The organism is Arthrobacter sp. FW305-BF8 (genome assembly GCF_021789315.1).
Taxonomy (GTDB): domain Bacteria; phylum Actinomycetota; class Actinomycetes; order Actinomycetales; family Micrococcaceae; genus Arthrobacter.
In genome coordinates this window covers 1,250,296-1,267,608 of the sequence record NZ_CP084561.1, presented here as the reverse complement: position 1 = coordinate 1,267,608, position 17,313 = coordinate 1,250,296, and the positions used below count along the sequence as shown (strand labels likewise).

Below are 17,313 nucleotides of genomic sequence, written 5' to 3'. Positions count from 1 at the left end.
GTGTGTCGGGTCTTGCAAGTAGCTCGCAGTAGTTGTCGTTTTGAGCCGTCAAAACGACAACTACTGCGAGTCAGCTGGGTCAGGAGAGAGGCGCCCGGTGGGCGGCGTCGATGCTGCCGTCGTTGGAGGGCTGAGAATCGAGAGCCCAATCCGCATATTCTTTGCCTCCGAGCCTGCCTGGGGCAGTCTCGGGAAGGAACGCCAGGCAGACGACGCTGATCAGGATCAGTACTGAGACATAGATAGCCACGCCTGTCACCGAGCCACCACCGGCGGCGAGCAGCGCCGTGGCAACGACCGTGAAGGGACCGCTGGCGATCATGGCTCCGAACTGCCACACGATGGAGACACCGGTGTAACGGCCGCGGACCGGGAAGAGCTCGGGGTAGTAGGAAGCCTGCGGTGCGTAAGTTCCGGCGTGCCCCAGAGCCAGACCGGCGATGAGGATCGCGATGATCGGGAGTGGGTCTCCGCTGGCAATGGCGCTGAAGGCAGGCCAGATCAGGAAGAGGTTGAGAACGGCCACAGCCAGGAAGATCTTCTTGCGTCCGAAGCGGTCGGTCAGGTGCCCCCAGACCGGGATCATGATGAGTTCGGCAACGATGGCGATGATGATGGCTTGGAGGACAAATGCCGAGTCATTGCCAAGGTGTTTGGAGTACGCGACCAGGAACACCGTGTAAAAGGGGAACACCGCGGCCTCGACGAACTTGGAGCCCATACCCAAAAAGACTTCACGGCGGCTCTTCTTGAAGATGACCTTGATCGGCGCCTGCTGTGAGGCGGCATTTTCCTTGACCGCTTTGAAAGTCTCCGACTCATCGACCCGCAACCGGATGTACAGGCCGACGGCAACAACAACGATGCTGAGCAGGAACGGCACGCGCCAGCCCCACAGAAGGAACTGCTCCTCGGACAGCTGAGTGGTCAGGAAAGCGAATAGGGCTGAGGGAACCAGGTAGGCAGCCGGAGATCCCAACTGGACCAGGCTCGCGAAGAAGCCCCTGCGGTTTGGCGGGGCAGCCTCAGCTGTGAGCAGCACTGCGCCGCCCTGCTCGCCGCCCACTCCGAATCCCTGGATCAGGCGAACGAGGACAAGAATCACTGCCGCCCACAGGCCAATCGTTTCGTAAGTGGGCAAGAGACCGATTGCAAATGTGCCGAGACCCGTGATGAGCAACGTGTAGACGAGGGCCTTCTTCCGGCCGATCCGGTCTCCGATGAGGCCCCAGACGATGCCACCCAAGGGCCGGGCGAAGAATCCGACGGCGTAGGTCGAAAAGGCTGCAAGCGTTCCCAGCAGGGGGTCAATCTCAGGGAAGAAGATCTTGTTAAAGACGAGCGCCGACGCTGTGCCGTAGATGAAGAAGTCGTAGTACTCCGCCATTGTTCCGATGAATGATGCGGCCGCTGTGCGCCGGACCTTCTTCAGATCGTACTTCGGAAGCGCAGCGGCGGCGCCTGCCGATGCCGCAGTTGGTTCGTGCATTTCCAGTCCTTCTTCCTTGGAGGTTCTGTGCTGTGAGGAGGCATTTGTGCGCGGGCCTTCTATGTGGCTGGGGGAACCCGATCAACGCCTCGAATGGAGGAGCGCTCGCAGAAGATTCTGCTTCGTCTTCGCACTCTATCGACTACCATACAAGCACTACCATTCTAGTTTGTCAACGATGGCTACACTGGATGCATGGCAACCGGCAAACCCGAAAAAGGGCAGTCTCCGCGGCTCTCCGTGCGGGACCAGACACTGGATACGCTCCGGCGTCGCATCATTTCCCTGCAGCTCCCTCCCGGCGAGCCGCTGTCCGAAAACGAGCTCGCCCAGGAGCTGGGTGTCAGCCGGACGCCTGTGCGCGAAAGCCTCATCCTGCTGCGCGAAGAGGGGCTGGTGCAGGTCTTCCCGCAGATCGGTTCGTTCGTCTCGCTCGTGGATTTGGGCCGCGTCTCGGAGGCACAGTTCGTCCGCGAGGCCATTGAATGCGCCTCCCTCAAGGATGCGGTGGTGGACGCCTCAGGGCTCGCCGGATTGCGGGAGATCCTGGCCGCACAGCGGAACGCAGAGGCCGCCGGCGACGTCGAGGAGTTCTTCCGGCTCGACGAGGACTTCCACCGCGAGCTCCTTCGCCTGGCAGGGCACGAGTCGGCCTGGACCGCGGTCAACTCGGCCAAGGCCCACCTGGACCGTGCCCGCCGGCTCAGCCTGATCGACACCCGGCCCGTGTCCACCCTGATCGAACAGCACACCGCCGTGGTGGACGCACTCGAGGCCAACAACCGCACCGAAGCAGACAGCTCGCTGCGCGTGCACCTGCGCGGCGTCTTCGAGGACGTCAAGCGCATCCAGGCGGCATCACCCGAACTTTTCTCGGACGGCACAGCATCCCGCCCCGTAAGGCGAAGCATCGCCCGGCTTTCCTGACTCCCATTCAAACGAGGCGCCTGGGTCGGACAGGTGCTCACAGGGTTCGACATGGCCTTGCTTCCTGCCGTCTCCGTGGCATCCCGAAGCGTGCGTCTAAGGGAGCGTCACGTCCGCCCAGCGGGCGTCCACGCGACCGAGCACGCGGAGGATGTCAGGGAGACGGGCCGGAGTGGCAGACATGAGGACCCGAGGTGCGCTTATCCCTGCTTAACCAGCGCGGCCTCGAGGTTGATCTTCACCTTGTCGCTGACCAGGAGCCCGCCGGCTTCCAGGGCCGCGTTCCAGGTCAGGCCGAACTCCTTGCGGCTGATGTCGGCCTCCGCAGAGAAGCCTGCGCGGGTGGCACCGAACGGGTCTACAGCTACGCCGGTAAACTCGACCTCCAGCTCGACGGGCTTGGTGATGCCCTTGATGGTGAGGTCGCCGGTCAGGGTGTAATCCTCGCCGTCGCCGTCGATGTGAGTGCCCTTGAAGGTCATCTCCGGGAATTCCGCGACGTCGAAGAAGTCCGCCCCCTGCACGTGGGCGTCTCGGTTGGCGTCACCGGAATCGAAGCTGGCGGTACTGACGGTGGCATGCAGCGACGAATCGGCCAGGGTATCCCGCACATGAGCCTCGCCGGTTGCTTCCCGGAACCGCCCGCGGACCTTGCTGATCCCGGCATGCCGCACGCTGAAGCCGATTTCACTGTGGGACATGTCGAGTGTCCAGATGCCGGGGGTCAGGCCTGCGGGAAGAGTCATGACGCATCTCCTTTGAGGGAAAAACCTGCTGGTCAGTGCGGTTTCAACACTGGTTTAGCCCGACGGTGAAGTCAAGGACGAGTAGCTTCACAGGAGCCCATGCGGGGGACCCAAAGACGCCCAGCGGAAAGCTGGCACATTCCTAGCCAATTTTCAGGAAACTTCTCTAGCCTATGAACAGGCCCACCGCGTATCCCCCATCCGAGGTGGTCCTGCCGCTAGGAGAAGCCCCGCACAACGCCGTCAGGCAGTGCGGGGCTCTCTGCGTTTCAGGACGTCCTCCGCGTGGCACCGCCAGCTCACCCCGCCCGGCCAGTACGATCGATCGTTGAATCGACAACCAGCGCCACGGGAGTACACCGCCTTGCACCACGCACCGCCCCGCAGAAGGAACTGGTTTGCAGCCGGCGCCCTTGCCGCCGTCATCCTTGCCACCACCGCCTGCGGCGGCGCAATCAGCGTAACCCGGCAGCCGTCGTCGGACGCTGTTCCCGGCGGGCCGGCCGGCAACGCGCCCGGCTACGCCGTCAAAGCAGCCGACCTCCTTGCCACCCTGCCGGTCAAGGGACGCGCACCGAAAACGGGCTACGACCGGGAAGAGTTTGGCCCGGCATGGTCGGACACGGACCACAACGGCTGCGACACCCGCAACGACATCCTCGCCCGGGACCTCAAAGCCACAACCTTCAAGTCCGGAACGAAGAACTGCATCGTCCTGACCGGCTCCCTGGCAGATCCGTACACGGCCACCACCATCGCCTTTACGCGCGGCAGCAAAACCAGCAGCGCAGTCCAGATCGACCACGTCGTCGCCCTGAGCGACGCGTGGCAGAAGGGTGCCCAGCGCCTCAGCAAGGCACAGCGGACGGCCTTCGCCAACGATCCCCTCAACCTGCTGGCCGCGTCCGGCCCCGCCAACCAGCAAAAGTCCGACGGCGACGCCGGCACCTGGCTGCCGAGCAGCAAGGCCTACCGCTGCCCGTACGTCGCGCGGCAGATTTCGGTCAAGGCGAAGTACAAGCTGTGGGTGACCCAGGCCGAGCGAACCGCGATGGCCTCCGTCCTGGCCCAGTGCGGAGGCACGGTGGCCGGCAGCAAGTAACCGGCCGCACCGAACCGGCGGCACCGTAGCCGGGAGCCCGCCAAACGGCCGGTTCAGCCCTCCTCCGGCACCTCGCTCGCGAACGGGTAGTCGTCCTCGTCGCTGCCGGGCGTGCCCGCGGCCTGCTCAATGGCGTCGGCCTCGGCCGCTTCCTCGGCTGAGAGATCGGGGGCGGCGGCCGGTCCGTTGGACCTCAGCGGGGTCCGCTGCTCCAGGGCATCCGCCTCGGGAACGTCCTCGGGCAATGGCCGCTGTTCCTCGTCCCCGGACTCCCCGCCCGCCGACTGGCGCTGCTCAAACGCGTCAACGTCCGGCACTTCGAGCGGTGTTTCGTCCTGTTGGCTGTTCATGGATCTCCTCCTGTGGCTGGGCCCGTCTTTCCACGAGTCTGGCCCTACTCGCCGACGACGGCAATGGGGACCGCGTGCGGCCCATCCTCTGGGGCCGGGCCGCCCGCGTGTCCCCGCCGCCGCACCTACGTCAGCTGAGGTATCCGTTCGGGTTCAGCACGTACTTGGTGGCGGCGCCGGCGTCGAATTCGGCGTACCCCTTCGGTGCTTCGTCCAGCGGAATCGGCTTGGCGTTGACGTTCTTGGCTATGCTCACGCGGTCGTTGAGGATGGCCATCATCAGCTGCCGGTTGTACTTCATCACCGGACACTGGCCCGTGGTGAAGCTCAGCGACTTCGCCCAGCCGGTGCCGAGGCTCAGGCTCAGCGCACCCTTCTTCGCAGATTCGTCGATGCCGCCCGGGTCCCCCGTCACGTACAGCCCCGGAATGCCCAGCGCGCCGCCCGCCGCAGTGATTTCCATCAGCGAATTCAGCACGGTGGCCGGCGCCTCCTTGGCGCCCTGGCCGTGGCCCTTCGCCTCGAAGCCCACGGCATCCACGGCACAGTCCACCTCGGGCACGCCCAGGATCTGTTCAATCTGCTCCTGCGGGCCGCCCTTGGTCAGGTCCACGGTCTCGCAGCCGAAGCTGCGCGCCTGCGCCAGCCGGTCGCTGTTCATGTCGCCCACAATCACGACGGCGGCACCCAGCAGGTGCGCGCTCGTCGCCGCTGCCAGTCCAACAGGACCGGCACCCGCGACGTATACGGTGGACCCGACGCCGACCCCCGCCGTCACCGCGCCGTGGAAGCCCGTGGGGAAGATGTCCGAGAGCATGGCCAGGTCCAGGATCTTCTCCATGGCCTTGTCCTTGTCCGGGAACTTGAGCAGGTTCCAGTCCGCGTACGGCACCAGCACATAGTTGGCCTGGCCGCCCACCCAGCCGCCCATGTCCACGTAGCCGTACGCGCTGCCCGGCCGGTCCGGGTTCACGTTAAGGCAGATACCGGTCTTGCGCTCCTTGCAGTTCCGGCAACGGCCACACGAGATATTGAAAGGCACGGAGCACAGGTCGCCCACCTTGATGAATTCGACACCGGGCCCCACTTCCACCACTTCACCGGTGATTTCGTGGCCCAGCACCAGGTCGGGCGGCGCCGTCGTCCGTCCTCGAACCATGTGCTGGTCCGAGCCGCAGATGTTGGTGGCCACCGTCTTGATAATCGCACCGTGGGGCACCTTGCGCCCCACGTTGGCCGGGTTTACGCCCGGCCCGTCCTTAAGTTCAAATGTGGGGTAGTCGATATCGATGACTTCCACCTTGCCGGGTCCCTTGTAGGCAACGGCTTTGTTCCCTTCCATCTCTTTCCTCCTGGCGTCACGGACCCCTCCCTGTGAAGGGTCGGCGGTGAATTCCTGAGTGATGTGATGCGCCCTCCAGGGCATTCCCCCGGAAGACCGGACGACGCCGTCGGGCCTGACAGGTGGAGGGTCCTGCCAGTCTAGAACGCTGCCCGTACCGGGTCCATGGGGGTTGGGCGGGAAATTGAGAGCAGACACTCAGGGGTTGGGTTTTAGCAATTACATCAATTACGCAACACAATTGGGTCTTTTTGATTGGACCCATTCGGCCTACGTTGGGAAGAGCGAGCCGCCCAGCCGGGGCGTCCGGAATCTTGGAGGAATCCATGAGCACGCATGTAGCCGATTGCAGCGTTACCAACTGCTCCTTCAACGACCATTCTGAATGCAACGCCGAGGCCATCACGGTTGGCGGCACCACAGACCACGCCTCGTGTGCCACGTTCATCGACACCGGCATTCACGGCGGCCTGCCGAAGGTCCTCGCCGGCGTCGGGGCATGCCAGCGGTCGGAATGCGTCCACAACGACCACCTCATGTGCAAGGCACCGGAAGTCCACGTCGGCCCGGGCCCGGACAACGCCGACTGCCTCACCTACTCCCACAATGGACGGCAGGCCGCCCACTAATCTGCGCATTCTCTGGCCTGCGCAAGCACGTGGGGTCCCCCGTTGGCGCTGCTCCTCGCTCAGCAAAGCTCCCGGTGCGGTTTGATTGTCATAGCCTCTTGCTAGATTCAAATCAGTGCACCGGGAACCGTCCCGGAGCGAGGCTGCCAATGGGGAGGCCCCATGTTCCTGCTCCACCCGACCACGCCGGGAGCGCCAGCTGATCTGGTGTTCTCAGCCAGCGACCTCGTGGCCGCCAGTGAGTGCGAGTACCGCACGCTGCGGATCCTGGACGAGAAGCTGGGCCGCTCCCCCAAGGCTGACTTCCCCCCGGACGAGATGCAGGCCCGGGCGGGCAAACTCGGCGATCTCCATGAGCACAAGGTGCTCGCCTCCCTCATCGACGAGCATGGCCCGTGGGATCCGGCGCGCGGCACCGGCGTTTACTGCGTCGAGCGTGGAACCACGGACCGTGCCGACCTGGCGAACAAGGCCCGGGAAACCGCCGCCGCCCTCCGCACCGGCGCCGACGTCGTCTTCCAGGCCACCTTCTTCGACGGCGAATTCCTCGGCTATGCGGACTTCCTGGTGCGGGAGGGGGCCGCCTCGCCTGGTTCTGACGTGCCTGGCGGAGACAGTGGTGCCCCGCGGTATGCGGTCTGGGACACCAAGCTCGCGCGGCATGCCAAGGTCGGTGCCCTGCTGCAGCTTGCTGCGTACGGCGACCAACTGATCAGTCTTGGACTCGAACCCGCCCCGCGCGTCACCCTGGTGCTGGGCAACATGGAACGCAGTTCCCACTCGCTGGCGGACCTGCTGCCCGTGTACCGCGAGCGCCGGGCGCGGTTCCGTGACCTCACGGCCGCGCACCGCCACGCCGAGGCTCAAGTGGCGTGGCAGCAGCCCGGGGTCACCTACTGCGGCAGGTGCGACTACTGCGCCGAGCAGGTGACCCAGCACCGGGACCTGCTGATGGTGGCAGGCATGACCTCCGTCCAGCGGAAGAAGCTGGTTGCGGACGGCATCACTACCATCGACGCCCTCGCCGACCTGCCTCTGCACCTGGCTACCGGGCCGCGCCGGCGGCTGCGCGACCAGGCCAGGATGCAGACCGGCCGTGAGGTTGAGGACGGTTCACGCACCTTCGTGAAGGAGGGCCGGCCGCACACCGTTACCTACAAGGTGCTGCCAGACAACGCGTTGGCCGGGATTCCTGCCCCGAGTGACGGCGACATCTTCTTCGACTTCGAGGGCGACCCCCTCTGGCAGGATCCCGCGGACCGATGGGGCCTGGAGTACCTGTTCGGTGTGATTGAGGCTCCGCGGCCCACTGATCCGCCGGGCCAGGAGCCGTTGTTCCGGCCGTTCTGGGCCCACTCGCGCGCCGATGAACGGCAGGCGTTCCTGGACTTCCTCGCCTACGTGGAGGAACGCCGGGCCCGGTACCCGGACATGCACGTCTACCACTATGCGCCCTACGAAAAAACAGCCCTGCGCAATCTTTCACTGAACCATGTCGCCGGCGAGGACGTGGTGGATTCGTGGCTGCGCGGCGGGCTCCTCGTGGACCTGTATGCGACCGTCCGGCACTCACTCCGCATCTCCGAGGCCTCGTACTCCATCAAGAAGCTCGAGCCCCTGTACATGGGAGACAACCTGCGCTCCGGGGACGTCAAGGACGCCGGCGCTTCGGTGGTGGCATACGCGGCCTACTGCGAAGCGCGCGATGCCGGACCCGAGACGCAGGAGGAGGCGGCTGCCATCCTGGCCTCCATTTCTGACTACAACCAGTACGACTGCCTTTCCACGCTGCGCCTGCGGGACTGGCTGCTGCAACTGCGTGGCGGTGGGGCACCCGCTGCTCAGCCGGACATCAGTGCTTTGACGGAGATCAGTGCTTTGGCGGAGATCAGTGCTCCTGCGGAAGCCGGCGCCCTGGAAGCCTCCGGTTCCCAGACGCCGTCGGATGCAGTCCCGGACGCTGAACCGTCACAGGAGGAAGCGGGTCTGCGTGCCTTCCTAGACGCCATTCCGGAGCACCGCGGGCTGACGCCGGACGAGCAGGCCGTGGCACTGGTCGCGGCGGCTACCGGGTACCACCGGCGGGAGCGCAAACAGTTCTGGTGGGGGCATTTCGACCGGCTCGAATCCGAGGTCGACAGGTGGCGGGACCAGCGCAACGTGTTCATCGTCGAATCGGCTGAGGTCGTGTCGGACTGGGCGCCGCCCACCGCTCGCGCCCGGACTGAATCCCGCACCCTGCGGCTCACCGGCATCATGAGCGAGGGTTCGGAGTTCAAGCCGGGTTCCACCTGGTTCAGGATGTTCGAGGACCCCCTGCCCGACGGCCTCGGGGAGGTCGACGGCGGGCGGACCCCGCGGCGGGTGGCAGCAGGCCAGCCTGCAGGTGCTGCTGAAGCACGCCAGGAAGCCACCATGCCGCCCTCCCGGGACGGCATTTTCGGCACGCTCGTGGAAGCCGTCGAGGACCATCCCGATCAGCCCGGCCGGACCGTCATCACCATCACGGAGAAATCCAAGAAAGCGGTGCCCCCGTACTTCCAGCTGCCCATGGCGCTGACGGACGACCGTCCCATTCCCACCGTCAGCATCGAAGCCGCTTTGGCGGAACTCGCGCAGCTCGTCGGCTCCTCGCTGCCGGAACTTCCCAAGCATCCCGGCGTGGACATCCTGCGCCGGACAGCACCCAGGCTGGCCGGCATCCGGAATCTGCCTGCAGTTGGCAACGATGCGGAGGGCAAAGCGGATTACGTGTCTGCGATTACCCGGGCGCTGGAACACCTCGACGGGTCCTACGTCGCGGTGCAGGGTCCTCCGGGAACGGGCAAGACGTTCGTCGGCTCCCACGTCATCGCCCGACTGGTGCAGGCCGGCTGGAAGGTGGGCGTGGTCGCCCAGTCGCACGCCGTCGTCGAGAACATGCTCTGCACGGCAATCGAGAAGGCCGGGGTGGATCACGCCGTGGTGGCCAAGAAACTGTCCCAACCGCACGACGTCCCATGGACCTGCGTCGCCGACGAGGACATCGCGCGGCTCCTGGACGCGGACGGCGGTTGCCTGGTTGGCGGAACCGCCTGGACCATGACGAGCAAATGCGTACCGGCACGATCCCTGGATCTGCTGGTCATTGACGAGGCCGGCCAGTATTCGCTGGCCAACACGCTGGCCGTGGCCCGGTCCGCGAAGCGGCTCCTGCTGCTCGGCGACCCACAGCAGCTTCCCCAGGTCACCCAGGGATCGCATCCTGAGCCGGTCGACGAGTCCGCGCTCGGGTGGCTGTCAGCCGGGCACGCCACGATGCCTGCCGAGCGGGGCTACTTCCTCGCCGATTCCTGGCGGATGCATCCTGAGCTCTGCCGCAAGGTGTCGGTGCTCAGTTACGACGGCAAACTGGAATCCGCACCGGCGGCATCCCTGCGCCACCTCGACGGGCTACCTCCGGGCGTGGAAACCGTTCTGGTGCCGCATGCCGGCAACACCACAAGCTCTGCGGAAGAGGCGGCAGCGATCGTCGGACTGGCGCGCGAGCATATCGGGCTCAAGTGGACGCCCGGCAAGGACGAGCCGATCCGGCGGCTGGAAGCCAGGGACATCCTGGTGGTGGCTGCGTACAACGCCCAGGTGCAGGCCGTCCGGCAGGCCCTGGACCATGAGGGCCTGTCCGAGGTGCGGGTGGGCACGGTGGACAAGTTCCAGGGCCAGGAGGCTCCAGTGGTGCTCGTGTCCATGGCATGTTCGGCCATTGCCGAGGCACCGCGCGGCGCCGAATTCCTGCTCAACCGCAACCGGATCAACGTGGCTGTGTCCCGTGGTCAATGGCGGGCGGTGATCGTCCGCTCCCCTGAGCTCACGAATTATATGCCGTCACGGCCGTTCGCGCTCGAGGAGCTCGGGGCCTTCCTGGGTCTCAGCCCGGGGCAGACTCAGCTGACAACCTGAAAGCTCCCGAATCCGCCTTCAGCCGGGGAAACCTTTTCGTCGACATGCGCCACCCTCCCCGGTGCGTGGGACGATCCGAGCCAGCGCCTGAATTCGACGATGTCCGGCTGCGGGCCCTCGGCGACGACGGCAACCGAACCGTCGTCGTCGTTCCTGACTGAGCCGGTCAGCCCCAGCTCATCGGCCTTGCGCGCGGTCCAGTACCGGAAGCCGACGCCTTGGACCATGCCGGTGACCCGCGCGGTGAGGCGGACGCTGTCCGGGTCGGCTGCGTTCGAGTCAGTCATGGAACCAATGTAGCGCCGGCGGCCTTGGTCTCAACAGGCTCGGCGCTATCCCGCCGGGCGGAGCGAGGTGATCATGGCGCGGAGGTTCTTGTATTCGGGCGTTTCCATGTACGCCTCAGGCGTGTCCACGTTGGGCGGATTTCCCGGGGTGGTGTCGAACGGGTCGTAGACCCCGCCGAACATCGCCCCGCTGGGCGGCCACGTGAAGAAATGGGCTATCGGGCAGGCCGTGGGCCCGGTCGGCTCCGGCGCCGAGGTGATGCCGTAGGCCAGGATCGTCATCTTGGCGGGGTCGGTCGCCGCATGGTCGTGCCGCGACTCGAATGTGAACCTTGGCGTGCTGCCGGACTGCTTCAGTGCCGGGAGCGGTTCCGAGTCGTACATGCCGTACGGCTGCTTCTTGGTGCACTCGGCCCCCACCACCATGTTGGTGCGCAGCGTGGCCATCGACTTGCCAGCCGGGTTCCGGACCTCCACGAACACGCCGCCGCCCTGCGGCGTCTGTCCGGCCGGATCCTTGATGGTCCACTCGGACGGAAGATCGAAGCTCAACTTGCCGTCCGACGTCGTAAAGGTCTTCCAGCCCTCAGGCAGCGTTGCGGATGGCGTGGCAGTGGCAGACGCGGGGCTGTCGCTCGCCGTCGCAGTCCCGCTTCCCGTTGCGGAGGCCGTGGCAGAGGAAGAGGCTGACGTTGTGGGTGCCGCAGACCCTCCGCCGGGCGAGGCAGGCGCCCCGCAGCCGGCCAGCGCGACGACGGCGGCCAACACCGCGGCCCCGGACAAAGTCCCTGAATAGCGCAAAGCTCCTCCTTGAGTTGCGAACGTGCTCACCATTCTGGGCGTGTCTCCATCGACTGGGGAAGACGTTCGAGGGCACCGCGTCCAAAGTGTTGCCGTCAATAACGAACCGGCTCCGAAGGCACCGCGAACGAAGTGACTCCCGTTGGTCTCGACAAGCCCGACCAGCGGACCAGAGTCACCCTGGTCTTGACCAGCTCGACCGGCGGGCCGGGAACGACGAAGCCCCGCCGCAGCATGCGCTGGAGCGGGGCTTCGGCCGGACGGGATCAGTTGACGGTGATGTCCCGCGTCCGGTGGTTGTAGCGAATGGTGAGCTGGCCGCCGGAGTGGTGCAGTTCGTGGTTGGCACCATCGAATGCGCCAAACGCACCGTAGTTCTCATCCCAGGAACGGTTGAGGGCGATCTTGAAGTTGTAGTAGCCGGCCGGGATCTCAGCCGAAATCTTCCACAGCTGGTCCAGCTCGTCCAGCTTCATCTGCGCTTCGTCGTACTGCGGCGCCCAGTTCTCCGGGGCTCCCAGCAGGGTGTTGAAGTCGCCAGCCACGGCCACCGCTGCAGGCTGCTCGATGGTTTCCGTGGAGTTTTCGACGGCGGGAGCCTGCGCCTCGGCGTCGGCCTCTGCCTTCTTGCGCACAGCCTTGGCGACGGGAGCGACTGCGTCCTCGATCAGCTTGGCGGCCTTGTCGACAACCTTCGCTGCCTTGGACGGGGCCTTCTCGGCCTCTGCCGGGGCTGCCTCCGCGGCTGCCGGCTTGGCAGGTGCGGCCACCGGAAGGGGCGTGCCGACAGGGACCGGAGTACCGGCGTCGAGCGCTGCCGAGAAGCTGGCTGCGTCCGGGAAGGCGACCGTCGCGCGCTGCCCGTCCTCGGTGATAGTCCAGCCGGAGCGTCCCTTGACGAGCCAGCCGGCCTTGACCAGCTTGGACGTGGCGGTGGTCAGCGACTTGTGGCCGCGGGGAATGCCGCCGCTGAGCAGTTCAGCTTCGTAGGCGTTCAGCGGCACGCGTACGAGCGCTTCAGCCAGCACGGCGCCGGCGTTCTGCGAGTCACCGGACAACACCCCCTCTGCCAGAACGTCCAGCACGGCCTTGAGGCGGATGTTGGTGTTTTCGGCGGCAGTCTTGCGCATGGTTCCCCTTACAGAGCGATTGTTCCCCCAGTAGTTTGCCAAGAGGTGGGCAATTATGGCGACTTTGGTGGGTAAACATTGTGTGTCGTGACCGACTATGACGGAGATTACACCGCAACTGAGGCCGAAATCTCGCTTTTCGCCGGCCTGCGGGGGGCCACCTTCCTGAGCCGCTTCCCGGGCCATTTCCCGGCGTCGGCAATAGAAAGTAGGCTTACCATGTAGGCCGAGGCAACAAACGGAAGGGATGAGTTCAGTGAGTGAACACAGCAGCAAGGCAGACGGCTTTATCGTTCCGGACCCTTCAAAGCTCCGCGAGGACGTTCCCGGCGACGCCGGTGATGACGCCAACGTCATCCGCTTCAGCGAGGAGCAGGCGCTGATCGAGGAGCAGTCGCACGGCATTCGCCCGGAGCGCTACAGCGTCCCGTCCGGCGGCCCGACCATGGAGGAAGCCCGCGGCAACATGGACCTCTCCGACGACACCGGCGACTCGGCTTCCGCAGACAGCAGCGACGATGGACTGCACAGCGGGCAGGAACAGTAAGCGCCGGCACGGGCTGCCGTGCGGTAACAGCGCACCGGCAATAACGTTTCGGCGATAACGCACCAGCAATAACACGTTCCAGCAACGCGGAAGGGCGGCTGCTAACGGCGGCCGCCCTTCCGTGCGGGTGGAGCTTACTGCCCGCAGGCCTCTTACTGGACCGGCCGGCCCCCGACTGCCGCTGGCCGACCTTTACGGGGCCGGCCGCTTGCTACTGCACATAGCCTTCCACCTCATTGACGGGACGAGCATCCGCCTCGTTGGGGTCCTCGCCCGCCTTCGACTTAGCCCGCCGCTGGCGCAGCAAATCCCAGCACTGGTCCAGAGCCTCTTCCACCTGGCGCAGCCGGGCCCGGCGCTCATCCCGCTCAGCCACACCCTCGTCGGAAGCATCTTCCCCGGAGCCACCCCCGCCGGAGCCGCTGGCGGGACCCGACGCCGCAGGATCGCGGAGCTGATGCTCTTCGTCAACCAGCGCCTGGATGCGCTGCAGAATATCCTGGTTGTCCATCGCCTACACTCCTTCGTAACTGCGTACCGGATCTACTTCTGGGGACCGCCACCGGCGACCGTTCGCCAAGGCTGGGACTGCCAGCCTATTCAGGCGATGCAGAACGCGGAAGGGGCGGCCATCAACCCTTCTCCACAGCCCGCCCTGAGCAACCACCAAGCGGCCTGCCCCGAGTGGCCCACCTCGAACAGGTCGCCTCGAACAGTTCGCCAACTGCCACTGGCGGCACCGCCGCAGTCTCGTTAGGGTGGACGGTAAGCATGCTTAGCATTCCTACGATGCCAGCACCGCCGGACCAAGATGATCCTGTCCGCGTTCAACACCACCACGGAGGAGAACCATGACCGACCAGTACACCTTCAAGAACCCTGTCACCGCTTACGAGCACATCGAGCCGCCCAAGCAGCACCAGCCCGAGCCCGGCCTGGACGCCAAGCTAGAACCCAAGGCCGACCTGGGCGAGGACACCTACCGCGGCACGGGCCGCCTCGACGGCAGGAAGGCAATCGTCACGGGTGCGGACTCCGGCATCGGCGCAGCGACGGCGATCGCGTTCGCCCGGGAAGGGGCCGACGTCGTGCTCTCTTACCTTCCCGAGGAGGAGGAAGACGCCGCGAAAATCGCGAACCTGATCGAGAAGGCCGGCCGCAAGGCCGTGAAAGTCCCGGGCGACCTCAAGGACCCCGCTACCTGCCAGAAGCTGGTGGACACCGCACTGCAGGAACTGGGCGGACTGGACCTCCTCGTGAACAACGCCGGCAAGCAGGTGGCGCAGGAGGACATCGGCGACATCACCGACGAACAGTTCGACCACACGCAGAAGACCAACGTGTACGCCATGTTCTGGCTCACCAGGGCCGCGGTGCCGCACCTTCCCGCGGGCTCGACGATCATCAACACGACGTCGATCCAGGCCTACAACCCGTCGCCCACCCTCCTCGACTACGCCACCACGAAGGCGAGCATCAACAACTTCACCAAGGGACTGGCACAGCAGCTGGCGCCGAAGGGAATCCGGGTGAACGCCGTGGCTCCCGGGCCGATCTGGACTCCCCTGCAGGTCAGCAGCGGCCAGCCCAAGGAAGCCCTTCCCGAGTTCGGCAAGGACACCCCCCTGGGACGCGCCGGGCAGCCCGCCGAACTCGCCCCCGCCTACGTGTTCCTGGCCTCGGCGGAGTCGAGTTTCGTGGTCGGCGAGACCCTGAACGTCAACGGCGGCACCCCCTCGCCGTAGCTGTTGTTGCCGGGGCGCCGAAAATCCGCGCAGCACCCCGCATTTCTGCACCACTTTCGGAAACAACATCGCCGCCGGTCACCGGGAAACCGCGTCAGCATGCGGTACACCCGGGGTCGGCGGCGTTTCGGCGCCACGAAAGTGGAGCATAAATGCCGCAGGTCGACTTATAGTGGCGACTACACCACACCTCCCTGAGCCACTCCCGCAACCTACCTGAGGAGAGCCCCATGGAATCCCGCACGCTTGGTTCACTTTCCGTCTCCAGCCTCGGCCTCGGCTGCATGGGCATGAGCGAGTTCTACGGGACCGGCAACGACAGCGAGTCCATCGCCACCATCCACGCCTTCCTGGACGCCGGTGGAACCCTGCTGGACACCGCTGACATGTACGGCCCGTTCACCAACGAGCAGCTGGTCGGCAGGGCCATCGCGGACCGGCGCTCCGACGTGGTCCTGGCCACGAAGTTCGGCAACGAGCGGCGGGAGGACGGTTCCTGGGTGGGCATCAACGGCCGCCCCGAGTACGTCCGCTCCGCCTGCGACGCCAGCCTGCAGCGGCTCGGCGTGGACCACATCGACCTCTACTACCAGCACCGGGTGGACAAGACGGTCCCGATCGAGGACACGGTCGGAGCCATGGCCGAGCTCGTCGAGGCCGGCAAAGTCCGCCATCTGGGGCTGTCCGAAGCGAGCGCTGAGACCATCCGCAGGGCGCACGCCGTTCATCCGATCACTGCGCTGCAGACCGAGTATTCCCTCTGGGAGCGGGAGCCGGAGACGAAGGTCTTCCCCGTGCTGGCGGAACTGGGAATCGGCTTTGTGCCCTACAGCCCCCTGGGCCGGGGCTTCCTCACCGGCCAGCTGCGCAGCCCCGACGATTTTGCTGCCGATGACTTCCGGCGGCACTCTCCCCGCTTCCAGGGCGAAAACTTCACCCGGAACCTGCAACTTGTGGACCGGGTCAAGGAACTCGCCGATGAGAAGCAGTGCAGTCCGGCGCAGCTCGCCCTGGCCTGGCTGCTCGCGCAGGGCGAGCACATCGTGCCCATTCCCGGCACGAAGAAGCGCGAACGCCTGGCCGAGAACCTGGGCGCGGCCGACGTCGAGCTTTCAGCGGAGGACCTTGCCCGCCTTGATGAGCTTGCTCCGGCGGGCGCTGCCGCAGGGGCGCGTTACCCGCACATGAACTCGATAGACACCTAGAATCCCGGCCGGCACTTGGCCACGGCCCGAGGGCAGCCGCTGGCCCTGGGACAAAAACGACGCGCAGCTTCTCCGGGGTGACGAAGACCCCGTCGCGCCCTTCTTGATTCCCTATGGAAGGTGCCTGCCAGCACCCAGCCCGCTCCGGACTAGCGCGACGCAGCGATGCAACGCCTGCTAGCGCGCCAGCGCAGAAGGAGCGCACAATTGGTGCACCTGCAGAAACTCTTTGGAGCCGACATGCGCCGTCGGATGGGCTGGCCACAACACCACAGGCTCTGGCATTCTTTGTCCTGGCCTACGCAATTTCCTGGGCCTCGTGGCCTGTCTACGCGGCCGGGCTGATGTCACGCATGGAGTTCCTCTCCGTGGGTCCGCTTGCCGCGGCGCTCATCGTCATCGCCCTGGCCGAGGGACGCCCCGGCTTCCGCGCCTGGGGACGGCGGCTGATCCGGTGGCGCATCGGGTGGATCTGGTATGCCGTCGCGATTCTGCTCCCCGTGGTTTTCGTCCTGGTCACGGGCTTCATCACCATGGCACTCGGCGCCGCTGCTCCGGGCCTCGCACAGCTGACGTGGACCGGCCTGCTTACCGTGTTCGCCGTGCGCCTGGTGAATCCGCTGGACGGGGCACTCGGCGAGGAACCCGGCTTCCGTGGCTACGCCCTCCCCCTGCTCCAGGCATCCCGTCCACCGCTGCTGTCCGCGGCGATCCTCGGCGTGCTCGTGACGCTGTGGCACCTGCCGCTGGTCCTCTTCATCGGTTTGAGCCCCATCGGCCTGCCGACGACGTTCGCCATCACCTTCCTCTACGTGTGGCTTTTCAACCGCACCGGCGGCAGCGTCCTCCTGACACTTCTGTTCCACAACAGCCAGGGCACCCTCACCGTGGGTTCCTTCGGCTTCACCGCCGCCGACGCCGGCCGCGCCGAGCTGGTCTACTTCCTCATCGTTGTGCTCGCGGTGCTGGCCACCGTGGTGCTGGACCGCCAAGCCTGGCGCAGGGCACCCCGCTCGGCCACCGCCGTCGGGCGTTTCCCGCTCGAAATGCGTCCCACGTGAACGACGGCGGGTG

General features: G+C 65.9%; 17 protein-coding genes. 9 read left to right on the top strand and 8 right to left on the bottom strand.

Features of this window, described 5'->3' with window-relative positions:
- Positions 1 to 79: 79 nt before the first annotated feature.
- The gene (locus LFT45_RS05660; RefSeq protein WP_236807361.1) at positions 80 to 1,489 is read right to left on the bottom strand and encodes an MFS transporter; all 1,410 of its coding nucleotides are present in this window, start codon (positions 1,487 to 1,489) and stop codon (positions 80 to 82) included.
- 195 nt (positions 1,490 to 1,684) lie between these two features.
- On the opposite strand from LFT45_RS05660, the gene LFT45_RS05655 reads away from it, so the two are divergent.
- On the top strand, positions 1,685 to 2,416 hold the full coding sequence (locus LFT45_RS05655) for a GntR family transcriptional regulator (RefSeq protein WP_236807359.1): 732 nt from the start codon (positions 1,685 to 1,687) through the stop codon (positions 2,414 to 2,416).
- 200 nt (positions 2,417 to 2,616) lie between these two features.
- Here the strand turns inward: LFT45_RS05655 and LFT45_RS05650 are convergent, their stop codons facing one another.
- Positions 2,617 to 3,162, bottom strand: a complete 546-nt coding sequence (locus LFT45_RS05650) for a YceI family protein (RefSeq protein ID WP_190607970.1) — start codon at positions 3,160 to 3,162, stop codon at positions 2,617 to 2,619.
- 328 nt (positions 3,163 to 3,490) lie between these two features.
- Here LFT45_RS05650 and LFT45_RS05645 point away from each other — a divergent pair, with 328 nt between their 5' ends.
- Entirely contained in the window at positions 3,491 to 4,264 is a 774-nt protein-coding gene (locus LFT45_RS05645) for an HNH endonuclease family protein (protein WP_236807352.1), read from the top strand.
- Positions 4,265 to 4,317: 53 nt separating this feature from the next.
- Here LFT45_RS05645 and LFT45_RS05640 read toward each other — a convergent pair whose 3' ends face one another.
- Both LFT45_RS05640 and fdhA read right to left on the bottom strand, forming a co-directional pair.
- On the bottom strand, positions 4,318 to 4,614 hold the full coding sequence (locus LFT45_RS05640; RefSeq protein ID WP_236807351.1) for a hypothetical protein: 297 nt from the start codon (positions 4,612 to 4,614) through the stop codon (positions 4,318 to 4,320).
- Between the two features lie 130 nt (positions 4,615 to 4,744).
- Entirely contained in the window at positions 4,745 to 5,956 is a 1,212-nt protein-coding gene (gene fdhA, locus LFT45_RS05635; protein WP_236807343.1) for a formaldehyde dehydrogenase, glutathione-independent, read from the bottom strand.
- 326 nt (positions 5,957 to 6,282) lie between these two features.
- Between fdhA and LFT45_RS05630 the strand changes: the two genes are divergently transcribed.
- Positions 6,283 to 6,585: a DUF1540 domain-containing protein gene (locus LFT45_RS05630; protein WP_236807341.1), complete on the top strand. Its 303-nt coding sequence runs from the start codon at positions 6,283 to 6,285 to the stop codon at positions 6,583 to 6,585.
- A 162-nt stretch (positions 6,586 to 6,747) separates the two neighbouring features.
- Positions 6,748 to 10,524, top strand: a complete 3,777-nt coding sequence (locus LFT45_RS05625; RefSeq protein WP_236807339.1) for a TM0106 family RecB-like putative nuclease — start codon at positions 6,748 to 6,750, stop codon at positions 10,522 to 10,524.
- On the opposite strand, the gene LFT45_RS05620 is transcribed toward LFT45_RS05625, so the two are convergent.
- Both LFT45_RS05620 and LFT45_RS05615 read right to left on the bottom strand, forming a co-directional pair.
- On the bottom strand, positions 10,509 to 10,811 hold the full coding sequence (locus LFT45_RS05620; protein ID WP_111902885.1) for an acylphosphatase: 303 nt from the start codon (positions 10,809 to 10,811) through the stop codon (positions 10,509 to 10,511). The genes LFT45_RS05625 and LFT45_RS05620 overlap by 16 nt on opposite strands.
- 45 nt (positions 10,812 to 10,856) lie before the next feature.
- The gene (locus tag LFT45_RS05615; protein WP_236807338.1) at positions 10,857 to 11,363 is read right to left on the bottom strand and encodes a hypothetical protein; all 507 of its coding nucleotides are present in this window, start codon (positions 11,361 to 11,363) and stop codon (positions 10,857 to 10,859) included.
- A 55-nt stretch (positions 11,364 to 11,418) separates the two neighbouring features.
- Between LFT45_RS05615 and LFT45_RS05610 the strand changes: the two genes are divergently transcribed.
- Entirely contained in the window at positions 11,419 to 11,607 is a 189-nt protein-coding gene (locus LFT45_RS05610; RefSeq protein ID WP_236807337.1) for a hypothetical protein, read from the top strand.
- Positions 11,608 to 11,878: 271 nt separating this feature from the next.
- On the opposite strand, the gene LFT45_RS05605 is transcribed toward LFT45_RS05610, so the two are convergent.
- On the bottom strand, positions 11,879 to 12,742 hold the full coding sequence (locus tag LFT45_RS05605) for a pullulanase X25 domain-containing protein (protein ID WP_236807336.1): 864 nt from the start codon (positions 12,740 to 12,742) through the stop codon (positions 11,879 to 11,881).
- 247 nt (positions 12,743 to 12,989) lie between these two features.
- Here LFT45_RS05605 and LFT45_RS05600 point away from each other — a divergent pair, with 247 nt between their 5' ends.
- On the top strand, positions 12,990 to 13,289 hold the full coding sequence (locus LFT45_RS05600; RefSeq protein WP_236807335.1) for a hypothetical protein: 300 nt from the start codon (positions 12,990 to 12,992) through the stop codon (positions 13,287 to 13,289).
- Positions 13,290 to 13,500: 211 nt separating this feature from the next.
- On the opposite strand, the gene LFT45_RS05595 is transcribed toward LFT45_RS05600, so the two are convergent.
- Positions 13,501 to 13,800, bottom strand: a complete 300-nt coding sequence (locus LFT45_RS05595; protein WP_236807334.1) for a DUF2630 family protein — start codon at positions 13,798 to 13,800, stop codon at positions 13,501 to 13,503.
- A 340-nt stretch (positions 13,801 to 14,140) separates the two neighbouring features.
- Between LFT45_RS05595 and LFT45_RS05590 the strand changes: the two genes are divergently transcribed.
- From LFT45_RS05590 to LFT45_RS05580, 3 genes are all read left to right on the top strand, one after another.
- A complete protein-coding gene (locus LFT45_RS05590; RefSeq protein ID WP_236807333.1) occupies positions 14,141 to 15,034 on the top strand; it encodes a glucose 1-dehydrogenase in 894 nt (297 codons plus the stop codon).
- Positions 15,035 to 15,264: 230 nt separating this feature from the next.
- Positions 15,265 to 16,239 carry an aldo/keto reductase gene (locus LFT45_RS05585; RefSeq protein WP_236807332.1) on the top strand — a complete coding sequence of 325 codons (975 nt, stop codon included), beginning with the start codon at positions 15,265 to 15,267 and terminating at the stop codon, positions 16,237 to 16,239.
- 344 nt (positions 16,240 to 16,583) lie between these two features.
- Positions 16,584 to 17,300, top strand: coding sequence for a CPBP family intramembrane glutamic endopeptidase (locus tag LFT45_RS05580; protein WP_236807330.1), 717 nt, complete (start codon positions 16,584 to 16,586; stop codon positions 17,298 to 17,300).
- The last annotated feature ends 13 nt before the right edge of the window (positions 17,301 to 17,313 follow it).